The following is a 21,327-nucleotide window of genomic DNA, read 5'->3' as shown; positions in this document are numbered from 1 at the left end:
CGCCCGCCCCCAACGCCCATGGGGCCCCGCCCCCCGGCCAATGAATATAAAATTGCCGGCCTTACTGCCCCCCCCCCCCGCCCCCGGGGGGGGGGGGGCCCCCCCGGGGGCCCCCCCCCCTCCAGCACGTTCGTCGTGGTGTGTGGATCGGCATCAACATCGGCAGTGTCAGGAGTGCCAGGCGGGACGACCGCCGAATGCACGGGACACACGGGATGCGCGGGATGCGCGGGACGTCGCACGGGACACACGGGATGCACGTGTACGCAGGTCCATGCCGGGCCGGGACGGCTACTGCTTCCCTGGAGGCGGGTTCCTGCTACATCGCGGCAACCGCCCCGGCAAGGGTTCTCATGCCCTCGATATCCGACTTCATCCGACATGGGGAAACCAATTTCTCGGGGCACTCGACAGCATGGCGGTGGCCCGTCCCGATACCGGGACGGGCCACCGCCACACCACTGTGAGATACCGGCTGCCTACCAGCGGTACCAGCGGCCGCTACCCCCCTTGGGACGGGCAACGAAACCGACCAGCCACAACACCAACACCGCGATCGCGACCCACCAAAGGATCTTCACCGCGAAACCGGCGCCGAAAAGAATCAGAGCGAGCAGAAGAACAAGAAGCAGGGGAACCATGATTATCAACCTCCGAAGCGCCTACTGCCCGTGATTCCAGGTCTCACACCTCGCCCTTTCTCGTGCTCATCTCGTGCTCATCTCGCGCTCATTCCCGCGTGGATGCCGGCACGACCGGAGCGTGTGTGCCGGTGCATGTACATGAGGCATGCAAATGAGGGACGGCCCGTTTGAGACGGTTCTTGCGGGCCACAAGGGGTTCCGTAAGACGTTTTCCAACACACAGGGAGTGATCAGCCGTGTCGGGTGAGCAGAAGATCGAGGCCAAGGCCGAGCAGGCCAAGGGCAAGCTCAAGGAGACCGCCGGCCGCCTGACGGGCAACGAGCGGCTGACCGCCGAAGGCCGCGCCGAACAGGCCAAGGGTGATGCCCGCGAGGCCAAGGAGAAGGTCAAGGACACCTTCACGCACTGATCCACCGAAACACCGCGCCCACGGGGCCGGGACAGCAGCTACCTGCGGTCCCGGCCCCGCGGCATGTCCGCACTGTGCCGCGCGGTCACCGACGGGCTCCCTCATCAACGTCCGCGCCCGCGCCCACGCCCACGTTCCACTCCTGCGGCAGTTCCCCGTCGCAGAAGACACAGACGAAGTCCTCCTCCCGTACGACGTTGAGTCGGCGGCAGACGGGACAGCGCCGGAACACCACCTCGTGGGTGAAGCCGTCGGGGTGCTCGATCCCGGCCGAGTCCAGCGCCCGCGCGACGGCCGGCCACGAGTCGGCGTCCGGGCAGTACCCGGTCGACTGGTTGGTGACCTCACCCACCTCCCATGGTCCGGACTCCTGGTGGAAGCTCATCTCCCCGGCGCCCAGAACCCTTTCTCCGCCGGCACACACCACGTGCTCGCTCCTGCGCGGCGCCAACCGCAGTACACCCGTGGCATCGACGACGAACGTGAACGGCTCGGCCAGTTCCTCGGGCGTCAGAGCCGATGCCCAGTCGTGGAAGTCCGCCGCCGAGCGAACGGGGCGACCCTCGCGCCCCGGTCGAACCAGTGCCCGCAAATCGTCCGGGCCCACATATCCGTAGTTCCGCCCCCGCGCGTCCATGCCGGTCAATGTAGTGGCGCCGCCGGAGCTTGCGATGGCTCGCCGGCCCGGTCCTGGCGGCAGTTGTCCGGAGGGGCCGGGGGCGGAGGTGCGGAACCTGACACAGCTCTGGACGCGCCGCCGGTGACAACGGTGATCGCCTGGCCGCGCGGAGCCGACTCCGCGCGGCCGCCGACCTGATCCGTGTCGCACCGGGGCTGTGACCCTCCTCGGTCGCCTTCGCCCCTGGCCTCACCGCCACCTTCGCGTTCCAGGGCCGCACTGCGGAGCCGGGAGGCGCGCCCTTCGGCCCTTCGGCGCTCTCCTGTGCGCTGATGCCCGGCGCGGGGCGCAAGGGGGCCGGGGACGCACGCCACACACTGCCGGAGGGCGACTGACCGCCGCCCGCACACTGATCGAGGGACGGTAGCTGCGGTACGGCCGGCGAGCCGTGTCCGTCCGCCTGTCCGCCTGTCCGCCCGTCCGCCCGTCCGTCCGCCCGTCCGCCTGTCGCCTGTCCGTTCGATCGTTCGTTCGTTCGTGAGACCGGGACGGTGCCCGCATCTTGTGGTTTCTGCCAGTACGGACGCTCCGCCGGGGTGCGCGAGACTGCCCGCCAGAGGCTGCGGGGCGTCCCGGTACGGGGGTGGCCCGCGATCGAACGCATGACGAGGTGTGGGGGGGTTGACGGCACTGTGAGCACGCAACAGTACGACGGTATCGGTGAGGCGTACGAGGGCTTCAAGGCCCTGCCGTTGGAGCGGTACGCGGTGGTGCCCGGTTTCCTGGCCATGGTCGGGGACGTGCGCGGCAGGTCGGTCCTCGACCTGGCTTCCGGCACGGGCTTCTACAGCAGGGAGTTCAGGCGGCGCGGCGCCTCGGAGGTGCTCGGAATCGACATCTCCGGTGAAATGGTGTCGGTGGCACAGCAGTTGGAGGAGAGCGACCCGCTGGGCGTGCGCTACGAGGTCGGTGACGTGGCCGACCTGCGGACCTTCGATGCGAGTTTCGACGTCATCCTGGCGGTCCAACTGCTGAACTACGCGCCGGACATCGCCACGACGGAGCGGATGTGTCGCAATGCGCACCGGAGCCTGAAGCCCGGCGGCGAATTCTTCGGGCTCAACCAGTCGCCCGATTTCCGTTTCGACGGGCCGCCCCCGGACAGGTACGGCTTCCACACCGAGCTCACCGGTGAGGAGGTCGAGACCGGCCGGCAGGTGCGGACCACGGCGCTGCTCGACCCGCCCGTCTCGTTCGTCGCCAACCTCCCGCGTCGGGAGGTCTACGAGAAGTGCCTGCGGGCAGCCGGATTCAGCGACGTGACCTGGGTCCCGGTGACGGTGTCTGATGCCGGGGTGCGCGAGTTCGGTGCGGACTTCTGGGCGGACTTCCACGCCAATCCCCCGCTGGAGATGCTGCGCTGCCGCGCCTGACCGCCGAGCGCACATCCGCCCCGGCCCGGCCCTCGTGACGTGCCCGAGCACGCGCCCGAACAAGCACCCGAACGAGTGGCCGAACAAGCGGCCGGGGCGGGGCCCGCGACTTCGTGGCGGGAACATCGGCCGGGCCGGGTCGGGGCGTCGGTGACGGCGCCCGGGGGCGCCGCTCAGGCAGGCGCGTTCCAGGCGGTCGTCAGGCCGTCCAGCCAGGCGGGCGGCAGCTCCGCGGCGTCCCACTCCTCCCGCAGCCCCTGGGGGGCGGCGACGAGCCGTTCCAGTACCGCGATGCTGGTGACGGAGTGGACGAGCGAGTAGCGGCCGTGCACCGTGATCGCGCTGCCCGGTCCGAACGCCGCGAACAGCCTCTCCAGCCGGGGCCGGTGGGCCGCCACGAATGCCGTCAGCCGCCCGGCGTACGCGGCCCGCTGGCGGGGGGTCATCGTGGAGAGCACGGCGGCGAGCACCTCGTCGGTCACCTCCGGGTCCAGCTCGGACACCGCGGTGTACGACAGGTACAGAGGGGTGAGGGCCACGCGCGCCCGCTCCACTTCCATGCGACCGGGCCGTGGACGTTCCTCGGCCTGGGCCGGCAGCCCGTCGGGCCCCACCACCTGGAGCAGGGTCCGCTCGGCCACGTCGCCGAGTTCCTCCAGGAGGTCCCGGGCGCCGTCGAGCCAGCCGGACTCGTACATCTCGCCCTTGTCCCCCGGCGCGCTGCGGCCGGTGCCGCTCAGCTCCTCGTGCGCGAGGGCCAGCGCGCCCGCCTCCAGGAGCCCGATCAGTTCCCGTGCGTCGCCGGAAGGGACCCCCGCCCGCGCGAGGAGCTGCAGCAGCATCGTCCTCGCGTTGTCGACACTGGCCTCGTCCGGCCACTGCCGTCCCTCATCGGCCGTGCTCATCGGGTCCTCCTCATCGTTCGGGTGGTGCGGTGTGTCCAACGAGATCGTTCCCTTCGACGGTCCAACGTCCGACACCCGGGCTGTGCTCCCCTCGGTGTTCACGGCGGTCATCATGCCGCAGAGCGGGGACGATCGGGGCGTCACGATCAGTCCCCCGGTGCGGATCCCGGCCGACCCTCCGCTCGCGCCGGGGTCGGGCCCGCCGGGCCGGACCACATGGGGTCCGTGCGGGAGCCGAATGGGCGAGTGTCCGGGTGCGGAAGGTGTTCTCGCGTGTGTATGTGGTGATGGGTTCCGTGTGGATCCGTACCGGCGCCATCTCGCTTGAGGAGTTCCCATGAAGCGTCTTCCCGTGATCGGCGTGCTCTGCGCCACCGCGGTCTTCGGTCTCACCGCCTGCTCCGACGACAGCAGCTCCCCCGCGGAGGAGGCCACCAAGGCCGCGAGTGAGCTGTGCAGCGATCTCACCGGACTCAAGGCCGACAACGCCAAGCTCAAAGCGCTCAACCCGTCGTCCGCGACCAAGGACCAGATCAAGGATGCCGTCCAGTCCGTCCAGGACGGCTGGAACAGCGTCAAGGAGAACACGAAGCAGCTCAAGGAGGCCGAGGCCTCGGCCGTCAAGAGCGCCGCAGAGGACCTGAAGAAGTCGTACGAGTCACTGCCGGGCGACACCACGGGCCAGAACGCGATGACCCAGCTCCAGCCGCAGATCCAGAAGCTGGACGAGGCCACGAGCGCCGCGACCACCCGCCTCAAGTGCTGACGACGGCACCGCGGCGGTGACCCAGACGTCCGGCCGGCCGACGCGGGACGGCCCGCCCGTCATCCGTCTCTGACCGGGCGTCGGGTCGGCCGCCCGTTTCCGGCTCCGGGGCGAAGGAGTACGACTCGTCGCCCCGGGCCGCACGTCGCCGTGCGCGCCCGCTCGCGGACGGTGGCCGAGCGCTGAACCGGTCGGCGCGGCGGCAGCCTGGAGGAGGTGGCCGACGCCCTGCACCGGATCGATCCGGCGTGGGGCAGACGGTTCCGCGGTGGTGGCGGCCCGGACGACACGGGGCGGCCGGCCCCACCGGGACGGTCAGTGGGAGCTGTTGTCCCCGGCAGGCAGGCGGGTGGACGTTCCCGCCGCACCACGACACGCCGCCGGGGGCCTTCCCGGAGGGGGAAGTGCGGGCGGCGCAGTGGGCCGGGCAACAGCGGTGGGAGCGGCCGTCGATTGGTTCAGGAGGCTTCGGCGGGGGTCCACACGAGCGGGTACGCCTCGCGGCCGGTTGTCTCGACCCACCGGAGCCGGTCGTGCAGGACGGCGCGCCTGCGCTCGGGGGCCCGCTCCGCCAGCCCGCGCAGCAGGTCGCGCATTCTGCGCAGGGCCATCGGGGAGCCGGCGGCGGCGAAGACCACGTCGTCGACGGCGGTGCGGACGTAGCGGTCCCAGTCGGGCACCGGGACGCTCACCCTCAGCCGTCCGGCGGGGTCGTCGAACCCGCCGATCTCCAGGTCCCGGTCGGCGAGGCGGGTCAACAGGTCTTCGAGCCGGTCCAGGGCCTCCACCGCCGTGGCCGGATCGTTCACCGCCGGGGACAGGGCGCGCAGCGCGATGTCGGCGAGGAGCCGGAACGGCAGTTCGGGGTCTTGGACGAAGCTCCGCTCGACCCCCGCCGTCAGGGCCGCGCGCAGCGCCTCTCCCGTCGGGCCGTCCGCCGTCACCTCGGCGAGCACCGTGCCGGCCGTCAGGGTCGCGCCCGGGGCCACGTGAAAGGCGACCTCGGAGTCGTGGTCACGGGCCAGGCCCACGAGGGTGCGCATGTCGATCCGCTGGAGCACGGCCGGCGGTCCCGTCCAGCGGACCACCGTACGGCCCGCGCCGGTGTCCGACGGCCGCGGGAGGGGGTCCCGGTCCGGGCGGGCGGGGGGCGCGTCCGGGTCGTAGGGGCGTGGGTACAGGCCGTCGTACACATCGTGCGCGCGGGTGGCGATGGCGGTCAGCGAGTGACCGAGTTGGATGGAGTTGAACGCCCTCATCTGGAGCGACCTCATCAGGCCGAGCGCGATCAGCGTGAGGACCATGGCGACGCAGGGAACGAAGGCGGAGACGCTGTCATGGTTGCCGATGGCCAGGCCCGAGGTGACGCAGAAGACGAACACACCGACGGTGAAGGCGAAGGCGCGCCAGACGATCGGCTCGTCGCGGAACAGGCCCAGGCGCGGAGTGAACATGGTCGAGGAGAACTGCACGACCAGGAACAACATCGAGTAGATGATGCTCACCAGGCTGACGACACCGAAGCCGATGGTGAACAGGACGCTGACCACCCGCCCCGCGGCCACCTGCGGTCCCAGCGTGATGAGGGGGGCGACCAGGCCCAGTACCAGCCCGACGACGGCGCAGAACAGTTGGGCCAGGTCGCGGCGCAGGGCGTTCGCCGGCCGCCTGTACGGCACGCGGCGCCGACGGCCTTCGCGTGCGCCGGGGTGGGCGGGGCCGTCAGCAGAGCCGGGCATCCGGCCTCCTCCAGGGTCGTGTCTCACGGTGGTCGCTCACGGCCCGCGCCGTGCACCGCGCCGGACACCGCGCCGGGCACCGCGCCCGGCCGCCCGTGGCGGAGCGGTGCCGTGCCGGTGCCGGTGCCGGCGTGCACGGGCGTGCGGCGTGCGGCGTTCGGTTCGGGCGCCCGCCCCGCACGGCACCGGAGCATCAGGCAGGACACCGGGCGAGCCGGGCGGTGGTGAACGCGTCGTGTCCGGCGGCCGGACAGCGGCGCTGTTCCGGCCGGACGGCACGAAGGGCTTCAGCCCGGCACGATCCCACAACGACGCGGCGTCACCAAGGACCTTCCGCTCGAACCGCGGGTGATCCGAGCGGTCTCGCGCGCCGGGCACGCTAGGCCGTCTCTTTCGGAGGCCGCGACGGGCACGGGACTGACGGCTGGTCAGGAGCCGTGCGGGAGCCGGTGCGGATCCGGTACGCGAGCCGGTACGCGAGCCGGTGCCGAAGCCGGCACGAAGGGACCGGCACGGGGACGGTACGAAAGAGGCGGCACGGGGCCGGCACGGGGCCGGTACGAAGGGGCCGGCACGAAGGGAGCCGGCACGAAGGGAGCCGGCGCGAAGGGAGCCGGCGCGGGGCCCGGCCGTGCGGCCCTGGCTCGGGCGTCGCGCCGTTGCTCCCGGCTCCCCGCCGGTTGATGTGCTCGGGACCGCCGGCCGGCCGGTTCCGAGGCGTCAGCACGAAGCCTGGACAGCCGTACCGGGTTCAACCTTTAGGGCGACACCCGAACGGTCGAGCGGTCGTAACGTTTCTTCATTCGCGCCCCCTGAACTGCGCGGACGGCGCCGGGATACGCGCACCGCACATCCGCATCGACGGAGGCGCCGCCCGCTCCCTGTAGCGGTGCGGCGAGGGCTGCGTGTTCGCGTGCGCGTGTTCCTGCGCGTGCGCTTCCGCGTGCGCGTGTCCCTGCGCGTGCGCGTCCGCGTGCGCGTGTTCCTGCGCGTGCGCGTCCGCGTGCGCGTGTTCCTGCGCGTGCGCGTCTCGACGGGGTGATGGCTTTCAGGTTCGGCGGGCGGCCCAGACGGTGCGGCGGGTGCGGACGGCCAGGTCGGACCGGTGCAGGATGCCGTGCGCACCCGTGGTGTCCAGGAGCCGGTCGAGTGCGGCGAGGTCCTCGGGCGACAGGTGGTCGCCGACGGCGGCGCGTACGCGCCGCAGGCTGCTCAGGGCGTAGTGGCCGACCGCGTTGGAGGGGGAGGCCTTGATGTCCACCGTGATCGTCCGCTCGGCTTCGACGTCGAATCCGGCGGCCGTGAGCATGGGTCCCCAGTCGGCGCCGCGGTGCGGGAGCCGGCTGTCGTGGCGGCGTTCACTCGCTTCGTGGCAACGTTCCTCCAGGCCGGGGCGGTCTTCCGGGGCGTCCGCGGGCAGGAACCGGGGGAAGCCCGCCAGTTCGACGACGGCGAACAGGCCGCCGGGCGCCAGGCTGTCGTGGACCTGACGCAGGGTGCGTCGGGGGTCGGCCATGTGGTGCAGGGACGCGGACGCCCATACCAGTTCGGGGCGGTTCGGTTCGAGCCTGGCCGGGTCGGTCCGGTCCAGGTCGGGGTGGGACGGATCAGAACTGGCCGGGTCGCGGCCGGACAGGTCGGGCCAGTGCGTGTCGAGGTCGGCCAGGACGGTGCGCACGCGGCCGGCCATCCCGCCGGCGCCGGCCTTCTCCCGCAGACGCTTCAGGTGGGCGGCCGAGGAGTCGACCGCGGTGACCTGCGCCTCGGGGAAGCGTGCGAGCAGGGCGAGAGTGCCCGCACCGGTTCCGCACCCCAGGTCCACGACGTGCCGGGGAGCGGCATCGACCGGCAGCCACGCGGTGATGGACGCGAGATGCTCGGCGAGGACGTCCGCGTCCAGGTCGAGGATCTCCGCGTGATCGTGATCGTGATCGTGGGTGGGTTGGGGGGTGGGATGGGGGGTGGAGGCGGGGGTGGATTCGTGGCCGGCCCGGGCGTGGGGGTGCGAGTGGTGCGTCATGCGGCCAACGTAAGGGGAGCATGCGTCATCGGCATGAAGTCTTGCCGGATGCGCAAGCCATGGACCGCGTGGCCTGCCGAAACCGCAAACGTCCGGCTCTCACGCCGATGGGCGGTCCTGGCGTTCGGCCTCCTGGCCTCGGGGGATGCGTTCGCCGGCTCGCTGATGGCCGCGTCGGGCGTCGCGGTCGAAGATGCCCATGATCTCGCACGGGCCGCCCGCGGTGCCGATGGAGTGGGGAAGCATGGTGGGGAACTCCGCGGCCTGGTTGGTCTCGATCCGGTAGCGCCGATTGCCCAGCAGCAGGATCGCGGTACCGGACAGGACGACGAGCCACTCGCGGCCGGGGTGGGCGCGCAGGCGCGAGGGGTTGTCCGGGGGCGGTTCGGTCATGCGTTGGCGTACCACGGTCATGCCCGGGTCGGCCTTGACGGGCCAGCGCATCAGCCCGTGGGCGCCGTCGATCACCGGGCTGGAGATCACGTCGTCCGTGGCGTTCTCGACCAGCTGGTCCAAGGTGGTGTCCAGGGCGCGGGCGAGGATGACCAACTGGTCCAGGGCGAGGCGTCGCTGCCCGTTCTCGATGCGACTGAGGGTCGACTGGCTGAGGTTGGCGCGCGCCGCGAGCTCCTCCAGGGACCAGCCCTGCGCCACGCGCAGCGCGCGGACGCGTTGGCGGACCAGGCTGTCCAGTTCCCCGTCGTCTTGCGTCATGGGCAAGATGGTATGCCCCTTCCGCAAGGCGCGCGCACGATGTGACGGCCTGGCCGACGCTCTCGCCCACGTGTTCTCGGTCGTCGCGCCGCCGCCGAGCGGGCTTCACCCGAGGGGACCTGGACCTCGTCGACATCTCGGCGAGCATGCGGGGCGTGAGCCGGCTCGCGGCGGCGAGGCGGGCCAGCGCGGCCGGCCAGTGGTGGGGGTTGTCAGGGTCACAGCACCAGGCGAAGGCGCCGACCGGTTCGGCGGTGTCGAAGAGGCGCGGTACGAACGCGGTCGGCCGGCGCTCCGGGCCGCGGCCGTTCGACCGCCATCGGGCGTACGGACGGGTACGGAGCGGTGTGGCGGTGATGTCCGCGCGGGCGGCCGGTCGTTGTGCGGGACAACGAAGGAGAGGTGCCATGCCCACTCAGGAACCCGCCGATCGAACCACGCCCACACCCACACCCACGCCCGCACCCACGACCGAGCTCGACGGGCGCTACAGCTCCGCGCTCAATCCCCGCCCGGGCGCCGAGGACGTCACCGCCACCGAATGGGCCGACGCGCAGCAGCAGTTGGAGACCGCCGAGATCTTCTGGGTTTCCACGATGCGACCCGAGGGCCGGCTCCACGTCACTCCCGTGATCGCCGCCTGGCACGACGGGGTGTTGTACTTCTCGACCGGCCCGGGCGAGCAGAAGGCGAGGAACCTCGCCCGGGACGGCCACTGCGCCCTGACCACCGGGGGGAACTCGCTCACCGAGGGGCTCGACCTCGTGGTCGAGGGCGTGGCGAAGCAGGTTGCCGATCCGGCGGTGCTGGAGGAGGTGATCGCGGCGTACGAGGCGAAGTACGGGGCACACATCACCTCGCCCGAGGGCACCTTCCACGGCATCGGGGACGCCTTCCGGGCGGGGCACGCGGTGGTGTTCGCGGTGGCCCCGGACACCGCGTACGGCTTCGGTCGGGACGACGGGCTGTACACGCACACGCGGTGGACGTTCTGAGCCCCGGCGAGCGCGGGCCCGCCGGGGGTCATGGTTGCGGTTGCCTCGCCGTGAGTCTGCCGTCGGGTGTGAGGGTGAAGTCGGTGGGGAACATCCCGCTCGTTTTGCGGGCTGTTTCGCCGTACGCGTCGAGGTCGACGTCCTCGGCCTTGCCGTAGTGGATACGGGCCTGGGCGGCGTGCACCCAGGAGTTGGTGCGCACATGCGTCGACCAGGCGCCCATCGTTTCGCTCTTCCACGGGCCCCAACTGCGTTCGGGGTAGAGTCCCGGCGTCCTGCCCTGGTGAAAGAGCACACCGGTGAGGGCGAGCACCACCACGGCCACGAGGACAAGGACCCGCGCAATGGCGCGGTCACGTTTCGGCGGCACGGGCCTCACTCCTGACGATCGGTGGGTCGGTGGGTCGGTGGGTCGGTGGGTCGGTGGGTCGGTGGGAACAGCAGGACACACGACACGTCCTGCCAGTGGCTCGTTCGACCTCAGCATCCGTCATCGCGGCCGTCCCCGGGGGCCCTGTTACCGCATCGCCGGGTAGCGGGACTCACCGCGCCCCGGGCGGAGTTGCCCGGCGCTCGGGGCGCGGGTCGTGTCAGGATGCTCGGCATGTCCGGTCGCGCACTGAGTTTCGGAGCAATGGCGGAAGCCTACGAACGGTTCCGGCCGGGGTATCCAGACCGGCTGTTCGACATGGTCGCGGCGTACGCGGGTCATCCGCTCCGGACCGCGCTGGAAATCGGCGCCGGGACGGGCAAGGCGACCCGTCTCTTCGCCCGACGGGGGGTCGAGGTCACCGCGACCGAGCCTGACGGGGCCATGCTCGCCGAGCTGCGCGAGCACGTACCGGCGCACGTCAGGACGGTGCGGGCGGCGTTCGAGGACGTGCGCTCGGGCGAGAGGTACGGGCTGGTCTACGCGGCGGCGGCGCTGCACTGGACGAACCCGGAGGCGCGGTGGTCGCGGGTGGCCGGGTTGCTGGAGCCGGGCGGCGTGTTCGCCTCGTTCGGTGGACCGTTCCGACTGGCCGACCCGGCCGTGGAAGAGGCCGTTCGCGCGGTGCGGGCGCCGTTCCTGGAGAGCGACGAAGTCCCCTCCCCGGACGGGACACCGCCGGAGCACACCATGCAGTGGCCGGGTACGGAACTCCAACGGTCCGAGTGGTTCACCGATGTCCAACAGTCGCTGATCGAACGGAACCTGACGATCAGCGCGCGCGACTACGTCGGTCATCTCTCGACGATCTCGGCCTATCTCGTCCTGCCGGCCGCGGCGCGCAAGCAGGTGTTCGACCGGATCGCGCGGGTCCTGCCGGAGCGGGTCGGGATCGCGGCCGACCTCACCGTCCACCTCGCCCGTCGCCTCGACGAGCGATAGCACGTCGGGGGACACAGGACGGCGCCGCTCCCCCACCGCCCGGCCGCGTCGACCCGTGCCCGCGCGCCGGTGGCCGGTGGCCGGTGCGCCCGCGGGCTGGTGGGCGGTGGCCGGTGCGCCCGCGGGCTGGTGGGCGGTGGCCGGTGCCCGCGCGCCGGTGGCCGGTCACATTACGTCGGGGTGACCGATGCCGGTCACGGGGCGGCCGACCTAACGTCAGTGACATCACCCCACCGTTTCGAAAGCAGGTCCACGTGCGTCGACTCACCTACTACGTCGGCACCACCCTCGACGGTTTCATCGCGGGCCCGGACGGCCAGTTCGACTTCCTCCCCTTCGAGGGGGACCTCGCCGCCGCGCTGCTGGCCGAGTACCCCGAGACCATCCCCGTGCAGGGTCGGGGGCCGTTGGGCATCGAGGGGGTCCCCAACCAGCGCTTCGACACGGTCCTGATGGGCCGGGGCACCTATGAGCCCGGTCTCGCGGTCGGCGTCACCAGTCCCTACCCGCACCTCACCCAGTACGTCTTCTCCCGCACCCTGTCCCGACTCGACCCCGCCGTGGAGATCGTGTCCACGGACCCGGTGGCGTTCGTCCGCGACCTGAAGCGGCGGGACGGGGCGGGCATCTGGCTGTGCGGCGGCGCGGACCTGGCCGGGCAACTGTTGGAAGAGATCGACGAACTGATCATCAAGCGCTACCCGGTCGTCATCGGATCCGGGGTCCCGCTCTTCCGCGCGCCGTTCCTCCCGACGGGTTTCACGCTGACCGACTCCCGCGTCTTCAACACCGGCGCGACCATCACCACCTACTCGACCTCCTCGACACCTCAGAAGTGAGCACACGCATGTTGTTTCGTTCCACGACCGAGACCGACCTCGACCGCGTCACCGCCGTGACCGTCGACGAACCCGTCGGCTGGATTCCCGCCGACCGCTACCTCGAAGAACTGAAGGAGGGCATGTACCGACCGGAGTGGACCTGGATCGCCGAGGACGGCGACCGGGTTCTGGCCCGCGCCCTGTGGTGGGGCCACGCGGACGGTGAGCACCCGCTCGCCCTGGACTGCCTGTACGTCGACCCCTCGGTTCCCGACCGCGCGGCGGTCGGGGCCGAACTGATCACGGCGGGACTGCGGGCCTTCGCCGAACAGGGTGCGACCAAGCCCCCGCTGTACAACCTGACACTGCCGACCGGGTGGCGTCAGGACCCGGCCGTCGTCGCCGCCCTGGACTGGCGGCAGGAGGCCGCACGGGCGGCCGGGCTCACCGACCAGGTGGAGCGGCTGCGCCTGGAGTGGACCCCCGACGCCGGGCTCCCGGTCTCCAGCGGGCGCCTCGCCTTCACCGAGGGCTCGGACGAGGAGTTCCTCGACGTGTTCCGGCGGATCGCGGTGGGCAGCCTCGACGGCGAGACGCGCCGCAACCTCGCGTCCATGGGAGCCGAGGCCACCGCCCGCGAGGAGGTGGACTTCTACCTCGGGTGTCCGGGCGAGCGTTCGTGGTGGCGGCTGGCGCGCACTCCCGACGGGAGGGTCGCCGGGCTGGCGCTCCCCTCGGCGACGCCGTACAACCGCAACGTCGGCTACCTGGGCGTCGTCCCCGAACTGCGGGGGCAGGGGTACGTCGACGACGTACTCGCCGAGATCACCCGGGTGCAGGTGGAGGCGGGCGCCGAGCTGATCACGGCCACCACGGACACCGACAACGCGCCGATGGCCGCCGCCTTCGCCCGGGCGGGCTACCGGACCGTCCAGACCCGGATGATCTACTCGGTGCCGGAGGCCTCGGAGATGACGTCGGGGGCTCCGGACGGTTCCCGGGGGGAGTCGGTCACGGCCTCATGAGTCGTGTACCGGGGCCAGCAACGAGGCCAGTTCGGTGCGGGAGCCGACGCCCAGTTTGGGGAACGCGCGGTAGAGGTGGTGCCCGACCGTGCGGGGGCTCAGGAACAGTCGCGCGGCGATCTCCCGGTTGCTCGCACCGGCCGCCGCGAGCCGGACGACCTCGCGTTCCTGCGGGCTCAGCAGGCTGATCGGGCCGTCCTCGCGAACGGTCAGCCCGGTCTCCCCGCCGGCGGCTCCCAGCTCCGCCCGGGCGCGGCCGGCCCAGGGGTGGGCACCGAGCCGCTCGAAGGCCTCCAGCGCGGCGCGCAGTTGGTCCCGGGCGTCGATCTGGCGGCGCAGGCGGCGCAGCCATTCCCCGTAGAGCAGCGCGGTGCGGGCCCGGTCGTAGTCGCTGCCGTTCTCGTGGAGGGCCAACGCCGCGGTGAAGTGTTCCTCGGCCGTACTGTCGGGGCCGGTCAGCGCCTGGCAGCGGCGAGCCAGGGCGGACAGGGCCGGATGTCCCAGGGCGGTGGCCCATTCCCCGAGCAGCCGTGCCGGTTCCGTCGCCCGCTCCGGGCGCCCGGCACGACCGGCCGCCTCGACGAGGTCTGCCAGCAGGGGCAGGCAGAGCGGCGGGCCGGCCGTCTCGCGCGGCGCCGAGTCGAGTGGTCGCGACGCGGGCTCCGGCACCGAACCCGGATGTCGCGGCGCGCACTCCAGGGGGCGCAGAGCCGACTCCAGGGGTTCCAGCGCCGCCTCCGCGCGTCCCAGGCCGAGTTCGAGCACGCCCAGCGCCCACAGGGCGTCCATCGTGCCCCGCCCCACCCCGCGCGGTCGTGTGTACGCCAGGGCCTCGGCCGCCAGGGCGCGGCCCTGCTCCTCCTCGCCCCGTACGGCCGCCGTCATCGCCAGCGCGGCCCGCAGGTGGGCGGCCCGGTGCGCCAGGTCGTGGTACTCGGCGAGCCGGAGCCCCTCCGCGGCGTGCGCGGACGCCTCGTCGTGGCGGCCGAGCGCCAGTTCCGTCTGCGCCAGCAGGTGGAGCGTGGTGGGCAGCCATCCGCCGATGCCCTGTTCCCGGCAGTGGGCGACGGCTCCGGCAGCGGCCTCCCGCGCGGCCACGTGGTCGCCGATCAACTGACAGTGGATCCCGGTCATCAGCCGGTCCATGACGCCGGTGTCCGGATCCCGGCAGTCCTGGACGAGCGCGCGCAGCGCGTCGAGCGCGCCGGGTACGTCGCCGCCGAACAGCCGGGCGGGCACGGCCAGTACCGGCAGGTCCGGGGCGCGGGACGCGATCTCCTCGATCAGCGTGGCATCGCCCGCGGAGAAGGCGGCGTGGACCGCGTCGGTCAGCAGCGAGGCGACGGTGTCGGGGCGGTCGCTGCCGGTCAGGTCCGCGCTGTCGAGCAGGATCCGGGCGGCCTTCTCCGGTCTGCGGAAGCCGAGTTCGACGACCGCCCGGGCGCGCGCGAAGTCCGCCGCCACGCCGGGGTCCTCCAGCGGCAGCGGCACCTGGTCGGCGAGCGCGCCGCAGCGCTCGTCCTGTCCGGCGTCGGCGGCCCGCTGGGCGGCCCGGACCAGGCGGCGCGCACGGGGTCCGGGTTCCGCGGTGAGCTGGGCGGCCCGCTCGTAGGCCGCGGACGCGGACGCCATGGCCTGCCGGCTCCCGGCCCACTCGGCGACCCGTTCCAGTTCCTCGGCGACCCGCTCGTCGGGGCCCGTCGACGCGGCGGCCAGGTGCCAGGCCCGCCGGTGCGCCTGCCCGGCGTCGCCCAGCGCACGCGCCAACGCCCGGTGGGCGGCGATGCGCCGGACGAGCGGGGCGCCCTGGTAGGCGGCGTACCGCACCAGCGGATGGCGGAAGCGCACCATCGCCCCGGACACCCGCACGAACCCGGCGCGCTCGGCGGGTTCGAGGTCCTCGACCGCCGCGCCGAGCGGTCGCGCGGCCCGCAGCACCACGGCGAGGTCCCCGGAGTCGTCGGCGGCGGCCACCAACAGGACCGCCTGCGACGCTTCGGGAAGCCCTCGGATCTGATCCAGGAAGCCGTCCTGGATCCGGCTCGGCGATCCGGCGCCCTCCTCGGGGAGCGCCAACGGGCCCAGCCGACCGGCGCGCTGGGCCGGGGTGAGCGCGGCCGACAGCTCGATCAGGGCGAGCGGGTTGCCGCGGGCCTCCTCGATGACCCGGTCCGCCACGTACGGCGACAGGCCGGGCAACAACTCTGCGGCGACCGCGCGTTCGAGGCCTTCGACGTGCAGCCGGGGCAGTCCCGTCACGGCGGCGCCGGGCGCCCCGTCGCGGACCGCGAAGAGCATCACGACGCCCTCCGCCCGCAGTCGGCGCGCGGCGAACGTCAGCATGTCCACCGACGGCTGGTCGAGCCATTGCGCGTCGTCGACCAGGCACAGCAGCGGGCCGTCGGCCGCGGCCTCCGACAGCGTCGTGAGCACCGCGAGGCCCAAGGTGAAGCGGTCGCGGACGCCGTCCGCGGTCAGCCCGAAGACGGCCCGCAGGGCTGCGGCCTGCGGTTGCGGCAGGCCGTCGACGAGGTCCAGTACGGGCAGGAACAACTGGTGGAGGCCGCCGAAGGCCAGTTCCATCTCCGACTCGATGCCCTCGACGCGCAGTACGCGCGTCCCGTCCGCCCGGCCGGCGGCGTGGTCGAGCAGCGCGGTCTTGCCGATTCCCGCCTCCCCGTGGAGCAGCAGGGCGCCGCTCTTGCCCTGACGCGCGTCCACGAGCAACTGCTCGATCCGGTCCCGTTCCGCGTTCCGCCCCCGCACGATGTGCCCCTGTTCCTGAGTTGCCTGTACCCGTGTCGCCTGTACCCGTGTTGCCTGTACCCGTGGATTCTCCGCCCGGGGTGTGGCAGCCATTGTCGCTGGTCAGGCGTTCCGCCCGGCGGTCCGGGTCGGATGCCCGGCGGTGCGTGTGCTTCCCTTGCCGGAGGCGGCGGCCGCACGGGCGAGGCGTCGAGTACGGGCGCCCGCCCCTGGAGCCGGAGGAAGGCAAGGAAGGGTACGAGAGGTGACCGAGGTCAACGAACCGGATCTCCAAGGACCGGATCTCCAAGGATGGGTGGAGGAAGGTCGCCGCAACGTCGAGGACGTGGCGGACATGCTCGGCGTACCGCCCGAGGTCTACGCGCGGGACCCCCTGAGTCTCATCCCCGCCCTCCAGGAGTACGTCTCACGTGCTCCGCTCGACGCATTCGAACCGTCGGACTGGATCACCCTGCACAGTGATCTGATGTCCTACGTGGCCGACTGCCTGACGCGCGGGCATGGGGCACGGTGGACGGTCGCGCAGGACGCCCGGGTCCCCCGCGGCCACCGCTTCGTCATCGAGGCGACGGGGCGTGACGGCCGGATCCGCGGCATCGATCCGATCGATGTGGTCAGGAGGGAGTTCTCCGACCTGCCGATCGACATCGCCCGCATGCTCGCGACGGCAGAGCTGTCGTTGGGCTTGGCAGCGTCGGGCGACGCGTGAGGAGTGAGGCGTCAGGCGTGCTTGGGGGCTCTCTCAAGGCGTGGTGGCCGTGAGTACGCCGATCTTGTCGATGCGGTGCTCCGGGTTGTTCTGCGCGTCCCGCCAGTGATTGCCCGCCGCTTCGTCCTCGGGTGTGAGGCAGGTGGTCACGGTGATCATCGCTCGGCTCGGTACGGCGCCCGGGGAGCCCGGGACCGCGGCCCGTTGGGCGTCCATGGAGGCCGGCGACCGGAACGAGGTCGTCCGCGTCGCGGTGATGGTGTACTCGTACGTCACGCCGCCGGCGGTGACGTGGACCGCCGCGCCGTTCGGCAGTGACGGCAACGCCCGCAGGGGCCCGCCCGCGACGATGCGGTGGCCCGTGACGATGTAGTTCCCCACGTCGCCGGGGCCGACCCCGCCGCCGGGACCGTGGGGGCTCGCCGCCGCGCCCTGGTCCTGGATCCGGGTGCCCGGCGCGTCGTCGGGGGTCCCCTGGTACGGGACGACCGTGAGCCCGGACACGCCGATGGCGGGGATGGACAGGGCGGCCGTCTGGATGCCGGTGACGGCGTGGCCGGGTGGGGCCGCCGGTACGGAGAGGGCGGCCGGCGAGGCCGGCGCCGCCATCAGCACCGCGAGGGCGGCGCCTGCGAGCACTGCCGGCGCGGCGCGGAAGGCCGCGGCGCGCAAGGCTGGGCACATGGGCATGGCTACATCCGTGGTTCAGCGGGCCGCACGGGGCAGAACCGGCCCGGGTGGCTCTTCCAGCGTTGCACAGGGAGGTCCGCGCGGCAGCCCGTGGACGGCGCGCCGCCGAGGGGCACGGTCTCCTCGGCGGCCCGACTCCCGTCCGCCTCCGTCGAGGCACACCCGCCGCGCACACACCCGCGGTCGGGCCGGGCGCTCGGTCGCAAGTGCCGCCGACGGGAGGCCGGTTGCCGGCGGTCCGAGCCGTCGAGGTCCGTGCCGCGTCGGCAACGCCCGCCTCGTCGCGGTGTGTCGCTCGGGGTGCCGCGCCGGCGTTCAGGCAGCGGTGGGAGGGAGCGGAGCCCTGTTGATCGCCGAAAGCGGACCGTTCACGGCGAAGATCCGGCCCCGGATGTCGGTGATGCCCCAGGACCGCAGCCGTTCGGTGTGCTTGGTCAGGTACTTCTGCGCGGTCGCCTCGGAATCGAAGAGGTAGATGCCGCCCGCTTCGCGGTCTTCGCTGTTCTCGGTCCAGATCTTCCAGATCATCCCCGGTTCGAGGTTGATGCTCTCGGCCAGTTGCCGGTACTCGGTCGCCATCTGTTCTCCGAAGGGACCGTTGCTCGGGAAGTCGACCTGAAGGAGGTACGTCGTGGCCATGTCTGTTCCTTCGTGCTGTGTCGTGCGCGTGTTCGTCGGGGTGGAGGGCCGACGTCATGCGGCAACCCCGGGGATGCGGACGAAATTCCCACGTCATGCCTGCCCAACGGGCCGATGGGGGCGTCACTTTCGCGGAGATGGTCGAGATCCTGGCCCGTCTAGATCCTGGCCCGCCGAGGTCCATGCCTGTCGTCGGCGTCGACGGGCCGGATCGAGCAGGGGGCGCCATGGGAGCCGGCGTTGCCGGAGGGGCACGAGAGGCGCGAGAGGCACTAGGGGCACGAGGGCCGGTCACGCGTCCGCCGCTATGCCGTGTGACGGCATCCGGCGAGGAGGGTCGCGACCATGTGCTTGGCGTCGGCCTGATCGTAGTCGGGGCCGGTGATCGAGAGGTTTCCGATGGCGCGCATCAGCGTGTAGGCGGTGATGTCGAGGCTGAGCTCGTCGGCGGCGGCGCAGGCGTCGAGCAGCGTCGAGCAGGCCGGGACCAGGGTGTCGAGCATGAGCGCGTGGAGGTTCTCCAGCCCTGGATCGCCGGACCCCAGGGCGGCACCGAGGCCGTGCTTGGTCACCAGGAACTCCACGAACGCGTCCGCCCAGCAGGTCAGGGCGGCGAACGGGGAGGCCGATTCCTCCAGGAGCCGCGGCGCGAGTGCGGTGCAGGTGTCGATCTGGTGCCGGTAGACGGCGGTGACGAGGTCCGCCCGGGTCGGAAAGTTCCGGTAGATCGTGCCGACGCCGACGCCGGCACGTTCGGCGATGTCTCGGATGGGGGCCTGGACGCCCTGGTCCACGAAGACCGCCGCCGCGGCCGCCAGTACGGCGCCGCGGGTGCGTTGTGCCTGCGCCTGGCGCACTCCGACCGATTCCGACACGAGATTCTCCCTTACTCGCGGAACAATGTTCCGCCAACCCTTTACTCGCGGAACATTGTTCCGCTACTTTGGCGGAACGCCGCTCCGCCAAAGTATGGCAGTGCGCCCCCATGGAGAAAGCACAGGTCCCCCATGTCTTCCCACCACCTCGACCAGCGGATCGTCGCGGTCAAGCCCATCACCGTGCCCGCGCCCGGCCGCGGCGTCGACCTCCAGGTGAAGGTCACGGCCCCAACGTCGGGCCGGAACCTTCCCGTCATCGTGTTCTCCCACGGCAACGCGTGGTCCATGGACGGATACGAACCCCTCGTCGACCGGTGGGCGGCCGCCGGATTCATCGTCGTGCAACCCACCCACCTGGACTCCCGCCGCAACGGCATCACATGGGACGACCCGCGCTTCCCCTCCATCTGGCGCGTCCGGATCGCCGACCTCCACGCGGTTCTCGACGGCCTCGGCGACATCCTTCTCCAGGCGGGCGACCTGGAGACCCGCGCCGACCGGGACCACGTCGCGGTCGTCGGCCACTCCTGGGGCGCCCAGACCGCCGGCGCGCTCCTCGGCGCGCGCGTGCTCGACGCCGACGGGATTCCAGGAGAGGACTTCTCCCACTCCGCGGTCTCGGCCGGTGCGCTGATCGCCGCGACCGGAACGGGCAACACCCTCACCCCGTTCGCCGCCGAACACCTTCCGTTCATGCGGCCGGACTACTCCACCATGACCGCTCCGATCCTGGTCGTCGCGGGCGGCAGGGACCAGTCTCAGCTCTCCACCCGGGGGCCCGAGTGGTTCACCGACGCCTACCACCTCGGCCCGGCCCCGAAGAGCCTGCTCGCCATCGCCGAGGGCGAGCACACCCTGGGCGGCCTGGCCGGCGAGAAGGTCGCCGAGACCACCGACGAGGACCCGGCCCGCGTCGCCCTCGTCGCCGACGCGATCTCCGCCTACCTCCGCGACGCCTTCAAGCTCGACACCGCCGCGTGGACCGCCCTCGAGGACGCCGCCGCGGCCGGCGACGGCACGTGGACCATCACCGGCAAGTGAACCCGGCCGGACCGCGCTGTCGAGCGAGCCGCGGCCCAGGGTCTCGACGGTGACCACCTCGCCCTCCCCCCGGCCGGACACGGACCACGGCCGCGGATGGCCGAGGTCGGGGCCGAGTTCGGGGTCGGGTTCAGGGCCGAGTTCGGGGTCAGCCGTTGCCGTCGAGTACCTCCCGCAGGGTTCGGGCGAACTCCTCCGGGGCGCCGTGCTGCCCGTACTCGCCACCCAGGAAACCGCCGTGATCGCCGGGGAACAGCGCCGGCAGGATGCCCAGGCCCGCGGCGGTCGCCGCCGCGGCGCGGGCGGGGAACTGCTCCCCCGACTCCTTGCCCGCCGCCACCACGATGCGCGTGGGAGCGGCGCGCAGCGCGGTGAAGTCGGGGCGATGAGCGGTGCAACCGCGCATGTTCTGGCCCAGCAGGGGGTCTTCGCGGGAGCCGTCGTCCTCGGTCGGCAGCCCGAAGTCGGCCGGGGAGGGCGCCGGCCGGTCGGTCCAGTCGGCGGGGAAGGGGCCCTGGTGGGAGACCAGTACGAAGAACTTCGCCATCGCGGGGCCCGTTCCCTCGCGCAGGTAGGTCCGGTGGATGTCCTCGCAGGCGGCGAGCGCCGCCTCCCGGTCCGGGAGCACCCGGGCCAGCGGGGGCTCGTGCGCGACGAGGGTGTGTACGAGGTCGGCGTGCCGTTCGACCAGGGTCAGCGCGTTGACCGCTCCGCCGCTGCTCGCGAACACGTCCACCGCTCCGACGCCGAGGGCCTCGATGACCCTGCGCAGGTCGTCGGCGTGCTCCTCGGGGCTCGATTCCGCGGCCCCGTCGGTACGCGCGCTGCGGCCCACGCCCCGAGGGTCGTAGGTGACCACGGTCCGGTCGGTGAAGTACGAGGCCAGGGTCCGGAATCCGTCGGCGCCCATCGGGGACCCCACCAGCAGCAGCGCGCGCGGCTCCCCGTCCGTGCCCGTGCCCGTGCTCCCGCTCCCCTTCCCGTTGTCGTTCCCGTCGTCGTTCCCGTTGTCGTTCCCGTCGTCGTTCCCGTTGTCGTTCCCGTCGTCGTTCCCGTCGTCGTTCCCGGGGATGGGCCGTCGAACGTCGAAGCCGAGGGTGGCGCCGGTCGCGTCGAGGGTCCCGGTCTCAAGGTCGGTCAT

General features: G+C 72.3%; 22 protein-coding genes. 10 read left to right on the top strand and 12 right to left on the bottom strand.

The window, feature by feature from the left end:
• Window positions 1–479: 479 nt before the first annotated feature.
• Window positions 480–641: a hypothetical protein gene (locus ACFYW3_RS25430; protein ID WP_053676175.1), complete on the bottom strand. Its 162-nt coding sequence runs from the start codon at window positions 639–641 to the stop codon at window positions 480–482.
• 239 nt (window positions 642–880) lie between these two features.
• Here ACFYW3_RS25430 and ACFYW3_RS25425 point away from each other — a divergent pair, with 239 nt between their 5' ends.
• Window positions 881–1,054: a CsbD family protein gene (locus ACFYW3_RS25425; protein WP_351756411.1), complete on the top strand. Its 174-nt coding sequence runs from the start codon at window positions 881–883 to the stop codon at window positions 1,052–1,054.
• Between the two features lie 85 nt (window positions 1,055–1,139).
• Here the strand turns inward: ACFYW3_RS25425 and ACFYW3_RS25420 are convergent, their stop codons facing one another.
• A complete protein-coding gene (locus tag ACFYW3_RS25420; RefSeq protein ID WP_389387425.1) occupies window positions 1,140–1,691 on the bottom strand; it encodes a hypothetical protein in 552 nt (183 codons plus the stop codon).
• Window positions 1,692–2,365: 674 nt separating this feature from the next.
• On the opposite strand from ACFYW3_RS25420, the gene ACFYW3_RS25415 reads away from it, so the two are divergent.
• Window positions 2,366–3,106 (top strand): class I SAM-dependent methyltransferase, encoded by a 741-nt coding sequence (locus ACFYW3_RS25415; protein ID WP_351756405.1) that lies wholly within the window; start codon window positions 2,366–2,368, stop codon window positions 3,104–3,106.
• Window positions 3,107–3,279: 173 nt separating this feature from the next.
• Here the strand turns inward: ACFYW3_RS25415 and ACFYW3_RS25410 are convergent, their stop codons facing one another.
• Complete coding sequence (locus ACFYW3_RS25410; protein ID WP_389387424.1) at window positions 3,280–4,011, bottom strand: hypothetical protein; 732 nt, start codon at window positions 4,009–4,011, stop codon at window positions 3,280–3,282.
• Window positions 4,012–4,348: 337 nt separating this feature from the next.
• Between ACFYW3_RS25410 and ACFYW3_RS25405 the strand changes: the two genes are divergently transcribed.
• On the top strand, window positions 4,349–4,777 hold the full coding sequence (locus ACFYW3_RS25405) for a hypothetical protein (RefSeq protein WP_389387423.1): 429 nt from the start codon (window positions 4,349–4,351) through the stop codon (window positions 4,775–4,777).
• Between the two features lie 458 nt (window positions 4,778–5,235).
• On the opposite strand, the gene ACFYW3_RS25400 is transcribed toward ACFYW3_RS25405, so the two are convergent.
• A complete protein-coding gene (locus ACFYW3_RS25400; protein ID WP_389387422.1) occupies window positions 5,236–6,516 on the bottom strand; it encodes a DUF2254 domain-containing protein in 1,281 nt (426 codons plus the stop codon).
• Window positions 6,517–7,429: 913 nt separating this feature from the next.
• Here ACFYW3_RS25400 and ACFYW3_RS25395 point away from each other — a divergent pair.
• On the top strand, window positions 7,430–7,558 hold the full coding sequence (locus tag ACFYW3_RS25395; RefSeq protein WP_389387421.1) for a hypothetical protein: 129 nt from the start codon (window positions 7,430–7,432) through the stop codon (window positions 7,556–7,558).
• A 6-nt stretch (window positions 7,559–7,564) separates the two neighbouring features.
• Here the strand turns inward: ACFYW3_RS25395 and ACFYW3_RS25390 are convergent, their stop codons facing one another.
• Window positions 7,565–8,536, bottom strand: a complete 972-nt coding sequence (locus ACFYW3_RS25390; protein WP_389387420.1) for a class I SAM-dependent methyltransferase — start codon at window positions 8,534–8,536, stop codon at window positions 7,565–7,567.
• Between the two features lie 99 nt (window positions 8,537–8,635).
• Window positions 8,636–9,250, bottom strand: a complete 615-nt coding sequence (locus ACFYW3_RS25385) for a helix-turn-helix domain-containing protein (protein ID WP_389387419.1) — start codon at window positions 9,248–9,250, stop codon at window positions 8,636–8,638.
• Window positions 9,251–9,657: 407 nt separating this feature from the next.
• On the opposite strand from ACFYW3_RS25385, the gene ACFYW3_RS25380 reads away from it, so the two are divergent.
• Complete coding sequence (locus ACFYW3_RS25380) at window positions 9,658–10,245, top strand: pyridoxamine 5'-phosphate oxidase family protein (RefSeq protein ID WP_389387418.1); 588 nt, start codon at window positions 9,658–9,660, stop codon at window positions 10,243–10,245.
• Between the two features lie 28 nt (window positions 10,246–10,273).
• On the opposite strand, the gene ACFYW3_RS25375 is transcribed toward ACFYW3_RS25380, so the two are convergent.
• A complete protein-coding gene (locus tag ACFYW3_RS25375) occupies window positions 10,274–10,615 on the bottom strand; it encodes a hypothetical protein (RefSeq protein WP_351756384.1) in 342 nt (113 codons plus the stop codon).
• A 264-nt stretch (window positions 10,616–10,879) separates the two neighbouring features.
• Here ACFYW3_RS25375 and ACFYW3_RS25370 point away from each other — a divergent pair, with 264 nt between their 5' ends.
• The 3 genes from ACFYW3_RS25370 to ACFYW3_RS25360 all read left to right on the top strand — a co-directional run bounded on the left by ACFYW3_RS25370 (window position 10,880) and on the right by ACFYW3_RS25360 (window position 13,463).
• Window positions 10,880–11,617 carry a class I SAM-dependent methyltransferase gene (locus ACFYW3_RS25370; protein ID WP_389387417.1) on the top strand — a complete coding sequence of 246 codons (738 nt, stop codon included), beginning with the start codon at window positions 10,880–10,882 and terminating at the stop codon, window positions 11,615–11,617.
• A gap of 254 nt (window positions 11,618–11,871) precedes the next feature.
• Window positions 11,872–12,456 carry a dihydrofolate reductase family protein gene (locus ACFYW3_RS25365; RefSeq protein WP_351756378.1) on the top strand — a complete coding sequence of 195 codons (585 nt, stop codon included), beginning with the start codon at window positions 11,872–11,874 and terminating at the stop codon, window positions 12,454–12,456.
• Between the two features lie 8 nt (window positions 12,457–12,464).
• Complete coding sequence (locus ACFYW3_RS25360; RefSeq protein ID WP_389387416.1) at window positions 12,465–13,463, top strand: GNAT family N-acetyltransferase; 999 nt, start codon at window positions 12,465–12,467, stop codon at window positions 13,461–13,463.
• On the opposite strand, the gene ACFYW3_RS25355 is transcribed toward ACFYW3_RS25360, so the two are convergent.
• A complete protein-coding gene (locus ACFYW3_RS25355; protein WP_389387415.1) occupies window positions 13,458–16,229 on the bottom strand; it encodes an AAA family ATPase in 2,772 nt (923 codons plus the stop codon). The genes ACFYW3_RS25360 and ACFYW3_RS25355 overlap by 6 nt on opposite strands.
• Window positions 16,230–16,473: 244 nt before the next feature.
• Between ACFYW3_RS25355 and ACFYW3_RS25350 the strand changes: the two genes are divergently transcribed.
• Window positions 16,474–16,938, top strand: coding sequence for a hypothetical protein (locus ACFYW3_RS25350; protein WP_389387414.1), 465 nt, complete (start codon window positions 16,474–16,476; stop codon window positions 16,936–16,938).
• A 33-nt stretch (window positions 16,939–16,971) separates the two neighbouring features.
• Here ACFYW3_RS25350 and ACFYW3_RS25345 read toward each other — a convergent pair whose 3' ends face one another.
• The 3 genes from ACFYW3_RS25345 to ACFYW3_RS25335 all read right to left on the bottom strand — a co-directional run bounded on the left by ACFYW3_RS25345 (window position 16,972) and on the right by ACFYW3_RS25335 (window position 19,142).
• Window positions 16,972–17,622 (bottom strand): sortase domain-bontaining protein, encoded by a 651-nt coding sequence (locus ACFYW3_RS25345; protein WP_389387433.1) that lies wholly within the window; start codon window positions 17,620–17,622, stop codon window positions 16,972–16,974.
• 321 nt (window positions 17,623–17,943) lie between these two features.
• Complete coding sequence (locus tag ACFYW3_RS25340) at window positions 17,944–18,267, bottom strand: monooxygenase (protein WP_351756366.1); 324 nt, start codon at window positions 18,265–18,267, stop codon at window positions 17,944–17,946.
• A gap of 305 nt (window positions 18,268–18,572) precedes the next feature.
• Window positions 18,573–19,142 (bottom strand): TetR/AcrR family transcriptional regulator, encoded by a 570-nt coding sequence (locus ACFYW3_RS25335; RefSeq protein WP_389387413.1) that lies wholly within the window; start codon window positions 19,140–19,142, stop codon window positions 18,573–18,575.
• A 132-nt stretch (window positions 19,143–19,274) separates the two neighbouring features.
• Here ACFYW3_RS25335 and ACFYW3_RS25330 point away from each other — a divergent pair, with 132 nt between their 5' ends.
• On the top strand, window positions 19,275–20,186 hold the full coding sequence (locus ACFYW3_RS25330) for an alpha/beta hydrolase family protein (RefSeq protein ID WP_389387412.1): 912 nt from the start codon (window positions 19,275–19,277) through the stop codon (window positions 20,184–20,186).
• Between the two features lie 148 nt (window positions 20,187–20,334).
• Here the strand turns inward: ACFYW3_RS25330 and ACFYW3_RS25325 are convergent, their stop codons facing one another.
• Complete coding sequence (locus tag ACFYW3_RS25325; RefSeq protein WP_389387411.1) at window positions 20,335–21,327, bottom strand: alpha/beta fold hydrolase; 993 nt, start codon at window positions 21,325–21,327, stop codon at window positions 20,335–20,337.

The sequence above is a fragment of the Streptomyces sp. NPDC002602 genome, assembly GCF_042889445.1.
Taxonomy (GTDB): Bacteria; Actinomycetota; Actinomycetes; order Streptomycetales; family Streptomycetaceae; genus Streptomyces.
This window is presented reverse-complemented; position numbering and strand designations above follow the sequence as displayed.